Source organism: Planctomycetota bacterium, from assembly GCA_016872555.1.
Taxonomy (GTDB): Bacteria; Planctomycetota; Planctomycetia; order Pirellulales; family UBA1268; genus F1-20-MAGs016.
In genome coordinates this window covers 1-8966 of the sequence record VGZO01000087.1, presented here as the reverse complement: position 1 = coordinate 8966, position 8966 = coordinate 1, and the positions used below count along the sequence as shown (strand labels likewise).

The 8966-nt window shown below is 68.4% G+C and carries 3 protein-coding genes; 1 reads left to right on the top strand and 2 read right to left on the bottom strand.

Annotated elements, in window-relative coordinates; all coding sequences use genetic code 11:
• Positions 1–2406 (bottom strand): BREX-2 system adenine-specific DNA-methyltransferase PglX (gene pglX / locus FJ309_16610; GenBank protein MBM3956199.1); only part of this gene is annotated, 2406 nt, incomplete at its 3' end.
• Positions 2407–2973: 567 nt separating this feature from the next.
• Between pglX and FJ309_16605 the strand changes: the two genes are divergently transcribed.
• Entirely contained in the window at positions 2974–4284 is a 1311-nt protein-coding gene (locus FJ309_16605; GenBank protein MBM3956198.1) for a hypothetical protein, read from the top strand.
• A gap of 30 nt (positions 4285–4314) precedes the next feature.
• On the opposite strand, the gene pglW is transcribed toward FJ309_16605, so the two are convergent.
• On the bottom strand, positions 4315–8646 hold the full coding sequence (gene pglW, locus FJ309_16600; protein MBM3956197.1) for a BREX system serine/threonine kinase PglW: 4332 nt from the start codon (positions 8644–8646) through the stop codon (positions 4315–4317).
• Positions 8647–8966: the final 320 nt, after the last annotated feature.

Here is an 8966-nt window from a genome sequence, read left to right as displayed (position 1 = left end):
GGGATCGCACGTCGCCATCGCGTCGGTAACACGCTGGATCGCGCGGGCGAGGTCGAGGGGACGCGAGGCGGGGAGGGGGAAGGATTCGAGGCCCGTGCCGGTGAACTCGTGGTGTTTCTCCCAACTCTCGTCATAAACGCCACGGCCGATACCACTGCTGCCCTTTGTTTGAAAGACCTGCTTCATCCAGAAGCACGCCGTCGAGCTGTTCAGGATGCCGAGGAGGGCGAGGTGATCGTCTTCGGTGGCTTCGGCGGGGAGCTTGATGACGGGGGCGGATCGATTGAAGACCTTGCCGCCGCGGTCGAGGACGAAGTGGTTGTGTGTGGCGACGAAAGCGAAGGCGATGGAGAGGGGCGAACGCAGTTTGTCGGCGTATAGCTCTTGCCATTCGTACCACGACAACCCTCGTTGAATCATCGGCGTCCCGAATCGCCGGCGGGATTTAAGTCCGGTTCGGTACGGCCACATTAGCGGCAACGTGACGGGCAATTGCCCTGGAGTGAGAACTGCAAAGTCGGAATCGTAGGTCCAAAGGGAGTGCAGGGCCTGCGCTGTGTCCCAGTCGCGAATCAGATCCCCCGTCATGAGAGGTCGATTTAGATCAACTCTACGCCGACTAATGGAAACGGCTGGACTCAAATAAAGATCATCTTCCCCGGTGACGGATGTGATTCCGATTGCCGTTGCCTGTTCCCCAAGTCGATCCGTGGCATCGGCCTCCAGTTTCTCCTTCAAGTCGCTCGCCCCGCCGCCCCCGATGCTCCACGGGTGCGCGTGGAATGTCGCCCGCGGCGTATCCGCCACGCTCACGAAGTCGCTCTGCGACCCAGGGACATCGACCTGTGTCGTGATCGCCGTCCAGACGAGGCCCTTGGCGGGATCTGGCGGCGTCGTCGGCTCGCCGCGGATGCCCATGACCGCCCGGACGGTCGTCGCGACAGGCGCCCGCTGGCGTCCGAAGAGAATCACCGTCGGCGTGCCATGGCCCGGGATGTAGGCGCCGCTGGTGTCAATGACATGCGTCAGATCGACCGTGGGGAAAAACCGCTCGATGAGCTTCGAGCCAAACTCCCGCTTCATGAACGAGTTGGCCGTGATCTGCCCGGTAAAGCCTCCCGGCACGCAGAGCCGGTAGAGCAGCTCCATGAACGGCACCGAGAGCGAATACTTCATGTGGCAGGTGCCAAAACGCTTGCGGTAGCGGTCGCGGAGGCCGGGGTCTTTTGGGGTGATGTAGGGGGGATTGGCGACGACGGCGTGGTACTGCCGGGCGGCGAGGATCGCCTTCAGATTGAAAAGATCCTCGGAGGCGTAGGCGTGGTCGCAGTCCTCGTCGCGATCGGTCTTCGTGCCCTTGTCGAAGAGCTCGAGGGAGGTGTTCGCCAGCGGCGTATGCAGGAGCGAATCCCCACACTCGATCCGGATCCGAAACGCCGGCGCATCGGCGAGCTTCGTCACGCCGCAGGCGCGCATCGCCACCAAGAGCAGCCGGAACCGGGCGATGGCCACCGCGAAGGGATTGACGTCGACGCCATGGACGCTGTCGAGCGTGCGGCGGACGAGCTCGCGGATCGGCGTGCCGGGCTCCAGCCGCTGCAAGCGCCCGAGGATCCGCTCGAACGACCCGAGCACGAGATGCCCCGACCCGCAGGCCGGATCGATCATCTTGAACGTCGCCAGCTCTGTGCCTGAGGCACCAAACTCCTCGAGGGCCGGATCGAGCGTGCGGTCCAATAAAAACTGCTCGACGAAATGCGGCGTCTGGAGGAGGGCGTAGCGCTCGCGGGCGAAGCTCGAAAGATCCTGGTAGAGGTCGCCGAGGAAGCGGGAATCCCACGAGGGATCGGTGAAGTCGTGGAGAAGCCGGCCGGTGGAGGCGTCGATCCGCTGGAAGAAGCCGAGGAGCTCTTTGGCGGCGTCGCCGGAGAGCCAGGTGGGGATTTCCCGGAGGGCGTTGTGGGAGCCAAAGAGGTCGGCCGTGCCGGGGAGGGCGGCGAGGTCGTCGAAGATCGCGAGGAGATAGTCGCGGTCGGTCTCGCGCGGGTGCGACGCGAAGAAGTGCTGGTGTGAATCGCGGGCCAGTTGCAGCCGGTCGCCGGGGCCGGCGATGCGGGGCGGGGTGACGAGGTCGTTGTCTTCGAGGAAGCGCGCGAACACGCAGGAGAGCACCCAGGCGACGGCGGCCTGCGTGATGCGGTCCTGCTGCCACTCGCCGAACGTGGCGGCGGTGCGCTTGGCGGCTCGGGCGCGGTCGTATTCGGCGCGGAGGCGGGCGCCGATCTCGGGGACTTCCGCGTCGGAGCCGCGCGCGAGGAGATCGGCCTCGACGCGGGGGAGGAGCTTTTTGAGGTCGGCGAGGAGGGCGGCGGCGTGGAGGCGCGCGCGACCGTCAGATAGGATCATGGGGAGGCTGGAAAGAAGATGGTGGACGCACGTTCACGTATGCGGTACGATCGAGCGGGCATGGTGTTGCCGGCCGGTCGATGCCTGCGTGGGTGCTTCATATGGGGAAAAGACGGAAGCGAAAGTTCAACCGCAACCGAAAACTGGCGCGGCTTGACCCGGCAACGCAATCGAACCTCGAGTCGTTGGCGACAAAGGCGACATATCGCGGATATGGCAAGCACAAATTGAATTCGTATGACTTCGGAGTGGAGCCCAACGCGAATCGGTGGATCGCATACGAGGGAGAAGCCGTATCACTCTGCGACCACACGGCGGTTCGCAAACAGTCGATCGCACAGCGGTTGCTCAAACGCGCGTTCCTCTGCGGAACGGTGAGCCGGCAGTCGGCGAAGTCTGGAGGGTGGCCGGCCATCGCGTGGGCGGTGGTCGGAGAGGAGTGCGTCGTCGAAGCACGGTGCGATTCCGGGGGAAAAGGGGAGTACCACGGGTATCCTCTGCAATCCGGTGATCCCATGAAGGACAAGGTCCTGAGGCGGTGGTGGGAACGCGGCAAGGGGATTCACGATGACTGAGTTTTCGATCGCCACCGGCGGGTGGAGCGACGCCAGCGGGGATCGCAATCCAGACATCGCGTGCCGCACGAATTTTTCGCTTTGCGTCGTCGGGCACAATCTGACCAGGAATGTCAGTTTGTGGACCCGTGCGGTCGAGGATCACGTGCGCCTTTCGGTCCATCCACTGGCAGAATGGTTCATCTCCTCCTGGTGGCGTTTGCTGTGGGAGCCGGCTCCGTTTTCCGTCCGCCCGACGGCCGAGTGGCGCATGGCGCACGAGATGGCAGCCGCCGGTGGTGGCTATGTGTGGCCCGCGGTCCGGTTCGCCTCGGACGGACAAGCGATGCGGGTATCGGCGAAACTGTTTCACGACCCTGATCCGCAGTCGGTGCGGTATATCGAGGATCTCGACGACGAGTACGTCGATCTCGCGGTTTTCACTGCGGAAGTGAGGCGATTCCTGCAGACCGTTGCCGACCGGGTCGCGGATTCGGGATGCGAATCGTCGCTGTCCGAGATGTGGAAGCAACTGCAGGATGAAGTCGCCGACCCGGAGATGTCGCAGTGGCGCCGGATCGAGGCCGAGCTCGGATTCGATCCCGACGACGCACCCCACCGGGAGGTTGACCTGGCGATTCTCGTCGAGAACAGACTCGGCAGGGCAACCGCGTCCGAAGTGATTCCCGCCTTCGGACAGCACCGGCGAGGGAATCGAATGGACCGTTGTCGGGAGATCATCCAATCCCCCGGGCTCGACGGAAAACCGGAGGCAATCGACGACGAGCGGTCGTCGCTCGAGAGCGATGACAAGCCCTGGAAGCGGGCGTATCAGGATGCGCAGCGCCTTCGAAAGCGACTGGCTGATCCCGAACAGCCGGTCGAAACTGGGGTGCTCTGCGAACTGCTGGGAATGGATCGGGCGAAATTCGAGGCGTACGAGGCACCTCCCAGACCCCCGATCGGTTTGGCGGTGGCCGGGGACGGCGGGAGATACGTCTTCCACCCACGCAAATCCCTCAGGTTCTCCGCATCGCGTCGGTATGAGCTGGCGAGGTTCATCGGGGATTTCGCGTCGGTCGGTCGAGGCGCTGGACGAAGTCTCGCATCGACCGATTTCCGAACCGCTCGTCAGGCGTACCAGCGTGCCTTCGCCGCCGAGTTGCTCTGCCCTGCGGAAGGGCTGCGGGCCGTCACGAAGGGATACCGCGGCGAGGAAGCCCGGGAGGTCGCGGCCGCCCATTACGACGTCAGTCAGCACGTCGTGGCTCACCATCTCGCCAATACCCGCTGGACTTCGTTTCGCTCGGGGCAGAAGTTTTAGTCGGCTCGCGCTGGGCGCTCGTGTCATCCGTCACGCTCCCGCCGGGGTGGCCCGGAACGTGCGGTGGAGGTTTTGGAGCCAGGCGTCGGAGATGACGGCCTGCTGGCCGGGCACGCCGACCGGTTCGCCGTCGAGCAGCGCCACGGTGCTCCCCGGCACGAGGAGCCAGACGCCGGCCGGGCCGCCGGTCGACCCGATGGCGTTGTGAAGGTCGGCGAGCAGACCCTCGAGCGAGTAGCGCACGAGGATGTCGGCGTAGAGCAGCAGCGCGACGGCGTCGGGGGTGACCAGCCGCCGGGCGACCAACGGCGTGGCATGCTCGACCAATTGGCGGAGGTTGCCCCAGTCGGGATGCGCGGGGCTCTCGTCGGCGGCGATGACGAGCGCCCAATCGACGCCGAGGGAGTCGGCCGTCTCGCGGAGGGCGTCGAGGACCACCTGCTCGACGTCGATCGGCACGACGGCGAACCGCCGGGCCAGCTCGGCGGCCGTGCGGTCGTATTCACGCGGCACGACGACGAGCTGGAGGAAGGTGCCGTTGTGGATCGCGCGGGTGAGTCGCTCCTCGAAGGCCCGGGCGTCGGCCACCTCCGGCGACGTCGTGGGCTGAGGGCGGATCGGCAGGCCCGCCGACCCGGCAAGGGCGGTGGGATAGCGCGGCAGCGCCGTGCTGCCGCTGGTCATGCCCGGGGCGGCCGGGGCGGTGGCGAGGAATGTCTGCGTGGTGTCGTCGAACGTCAGCTCGAGCCCGGCGGCGGCGAGGAGCGTGTCGAGCTGCGGCCGCGGGGGCAGCGGAGCGGCGTCGGGATAGCGGCTCGTGATCCGCTCGCGGAGCTGCTCTTCGGAGAGGGTTTTGGTGCCGGCCACGGCGCCGATCGAGAGCTTCAAGGCGCGGGCGGAATCCATCCCCCGCGGATAGAGCTCGAGGCGGCTCGACATGGCCGCTTCCCCGCTCGCCGCGGCCGCCAGCCGGACCAGCCGCGAGTCGCTCTCGATGCCGATGCCGGGGGGCGGGGCCACGGCGCGGAGGCGCTCGACGACCGACGCAGGGGCGGCGAGCGGCTCGGCGGAGGCGATCTCCCTGGCCTCCGCACCGAGGCGCGCGGCCCACTCGGCCAGGGCATCGCTCGTGGCGACGAGGACCGCTCGACCCTCGCGGCGCACGACGAGCCGCGGGGCGGCAAGCTGACGCTCGGTGTCGAGCGCGAGGCGGAGGATGCCGAGGGCCGTGCGATGGGCGACGGGCGGGGGGAGCTCCGACCCGCGCTCGATCAGCAGCAGCTCGGCAAGCTCGTCGGCCGTCACCACGCCTCCCTGGCTGGCGACGGTGGTCTCGAGCCAATTTCGCAGCGCCGTGAAGGCGGGGCTGTTGGCGGAGGCGACGAGGAGCTTGGCGAGAAGCTGGCCGATGCGGGCCCGAGTGAGGCCCAGGGCAGTGGCGATCGCGACCTGCGTCGGCCAGGGGTCGACGACGGTGTCGTGGCGGCCGAGGAGGGCCTGCGCGAGGAGGAGGTGGCTTTCGCCAGTGGTGCCGCGCGGCGGGAGGAGCAGGGGAGCGGCGAGCTGGTCGACCGAGAGCGTGGCTGGCAGGCCATGGGTAGCTGGATCGGCCGCGGGCTCGTCGAGCGCGGTCTCGGCGGCGATGTCGGCTGGCCGGGCGCGGGGCAGATCGGCGGGGCCGCCGGCTCGCGGGATCGCTCCGTCAGGCGCGAGGCGCTCGCGGAGGATGGTGACCACGGCGGTGATCTCGCGGCGTGTCTTCGCCCCCACTCCCGGCATCCGGTCGAACTTCGCCCGGCTGCAGGCGAGCAGCTCGCCGACGGTGAGGACGTTGGCCCGGTCGAGGGCGTTGGTGGCGCGTGTGCCGAGGCCGAGCGAGGCGATCGGGCTCGAGAGCGTGGCCGGGGCGAGGAGGCGGCGGAGGGAGGCGTCGTCTTCGGCACCGTCGGTGACCGGGCCCGAGCGGATGCCGGCGAAGCAGGCCTTCCATTCGGCGAGCATCTGCTCGGCATTGTCGAAGCGGAGGGGGATGTCGCGGCGGAAGGCGCGGCGGAAGAACCGGGCCAGGTTCTCGCGGAGGTCGGTGTCGAACAGGTCGGCGTCGATCGTGACCTCGGCCTGGAGCTGCGAGGGGTCGCTGCGGCCGTCGCCCCATGTCGGCAGCGTGCCGGTGGCCATTTCGTGGAGCGTGGCGGCCACGGCATAGCGCTCGGCGTAGCTGTCGTAGCGCGGCGGCGCGCGGCGCACGGGGAGGAGCGGGTCGAGGTAGCCGAGCGTGCCGGCGCGGATGTTTTCCGGGGGCACGGCGGTGAGTGAGAAGTCGAACAGGACGATCGACAGGGCATGGTCGCGGCCGGCGGCACCGACGGCGATGTTGTCGGGCTTGATGTCGCGGTGGAGGATCCCGCGCCGCTCGAGGATCCGCACGACGTCGATCAGGTCGCTGCCGAGCCGCTCGAGGAGCTCGACATGGAGGCGGCCCTCCTTGCGGATCCGCATCGCGAGCGTCTCGATCCGCTTGTTGACCGAGTCGGTGAACACGGGCTTCATGAGGAAGCCGGGATGGTCGCCGAATTCGACCGTTTCCACGATCCCGACCACGCGCTGTTCGCGGTCGAGGGCCAGCGTGCGGAGGACCTCGGCTTCGGCGCGGATCCGCTCGGCATGCTCGGGGGCGGAGGCGACCTTGAGGACGAACTCATCGGCATGTTTCGGATCGGCGCCGGGGCGGCTGACGAGGAACGCCGTCGAACTGGAACCCTGGCCGAGGCGCCGCTCGACGCGGAGATTGCCGGGGAGGATGTCGCCGACGTTCGCCGCGGCGGGGTTTTCGGCTTCGTCGGCGCCGGGGCTGGTGAGCTGGTTTTCGGCTTCGGCGAGGAGCGCGAGAAAATCACCGACCGTGTCGAGCCGGTTGGAGACGTCGGGGTGGGTGGCAAACTGGACCAGCTCGCACAGCGCCGGGGGGGCGCCGTCGAGGACCGCGGCGAGCTGGAGGCCGCGCGCGGTGCGCAGCGCCGCGGCGAGCTCCACGCCGTCGGCCGCCGGGGGTTTGCCCGACAGGATGTGGTAGGCGATGGCGCCGAGGGAAAAGACGTCGAGGTGCTCTCCGAGGCTGTCGCCGGCGACGAGGATGTCGGGGGCCATGTAGGCGGTGGTCGGGTCGTCGACGAGCATGCCGACGTGCGACGTGGCGGTGATCGCCGCCCCGGCATCCCCCGCACCGCTCCCCTCGGCGGCGGCGCGGTAGCCCGTCTGCCAATTGAAGACCTTGAGCCGCGGGCGCGCCGAATCGGCATCGACGACCAACACGCTGCGCGGGGAGAGGGCGCGGTGGACGACGCGGCGGCGGTGGGCATAGTGCATCGTCTCGGCGAGCTGGTGGACCAGGTCGAGGCGCGTGGAGAGGGAGAGCTCGCGGTCGCGCTGGAGGAGGAAGTGGTCGAGCCGGATCGCGGCCGGGTCGTGCTCGAAGATCACGGCGGGGCCGGATTCGTGGGGCGTGCACTGCACCGCCCGGAGGATGCCGGGGCTCTGGAGATTCTCGATGAGCTGGAATTCGCGGATCGCCGCCCGCTCCTCGACGCGGCGCTGCTCCTCCGATTCCCCGAGGCGCACCGGATAGATCCGGATCCGGCGCTTCGTCTCGGGCACCAGCGTGTGGCTCGCGAGCCAGTCCTGGTACCCGCGCCCTTCGTCGATCCGCGCTTCGAGGAGGTAGTCGCTCACGCGCCGCTGCCGGTTCGACGCCCGGATCCCCGCCTGCTCGATCGCCCGCGCGACGAGCTTGGCCGTCGGCTTGTCGAGCCGCGCCCGGCCGGGGAGCGTGGTCAACCCGGGGCACTCGCGCTGCTGGAGGGCGGCCATGATCCCGGGGCGGGGAGTGTCGCCGTCGCGGTCGCGCAGGCAGGTGCGCAGCCGACCGGAAGCAGACAGCTCGCACTGCAGGCCGGGAGCCGAGAGGAAGACGAGTGGCTCGATGAACGGCACCTTGCCGGCGCGTTTCACGGCCGGCTGGTGGTCGAGCAGGTCGGCGAGCTTCTTGGCTTTGGTGTTGGCGAGCTTGAGGGGATTGTCGGTCGAGGTGCGGCGGCCGTCGGTGTCCCAGGTCCAGGTGCCGGCGTCACCGCTGACGCGCCCGGGGCGGCTTTTGATCTCGACGAGAAACAATCCGAACGGCCCGAAGACGAGGAGATCGACCTCGTTGACCGAGCCGTCGCGGGCGATGAACTCGAACAGCGACCAGGCCCGCCACGGCTCGTAGACAGGCAGCCGCTCGCGGACGAAGTCGAGCGCGTCGCGCTCCCACGGGTAGGGCGAATCGGCAAACGCCGTCCAGGTGGCAGTCGGTGGTGGGGTCATGCGTCGATCGCGTGGCGGTGGGCCGGGGAGGACCCCGGCACGAATCCCGTCGTTCCCCACCGCCGAGCCTTGTTCTTACCCCGTGCGCAGGGGGCCGACCAGCGGGTCTGCCGCCGGGCCCGGGGGCGATCGCGCCGCCGTCACACCCGCGCCGCGGCAGACCCCCGCCGCGCCGAACCCCGCAGTGGAGCAGACGAGGTGGACAACCTTGTATCTTGCCCGAGGCACCTTCAAGCGGCCACAGTGAGCCTTCCGTCCATGGTGCTGGGCGCAGCCCAGCCACCGCTGGCACGGAGACCGGCGGTAGGTCGAACAACCTT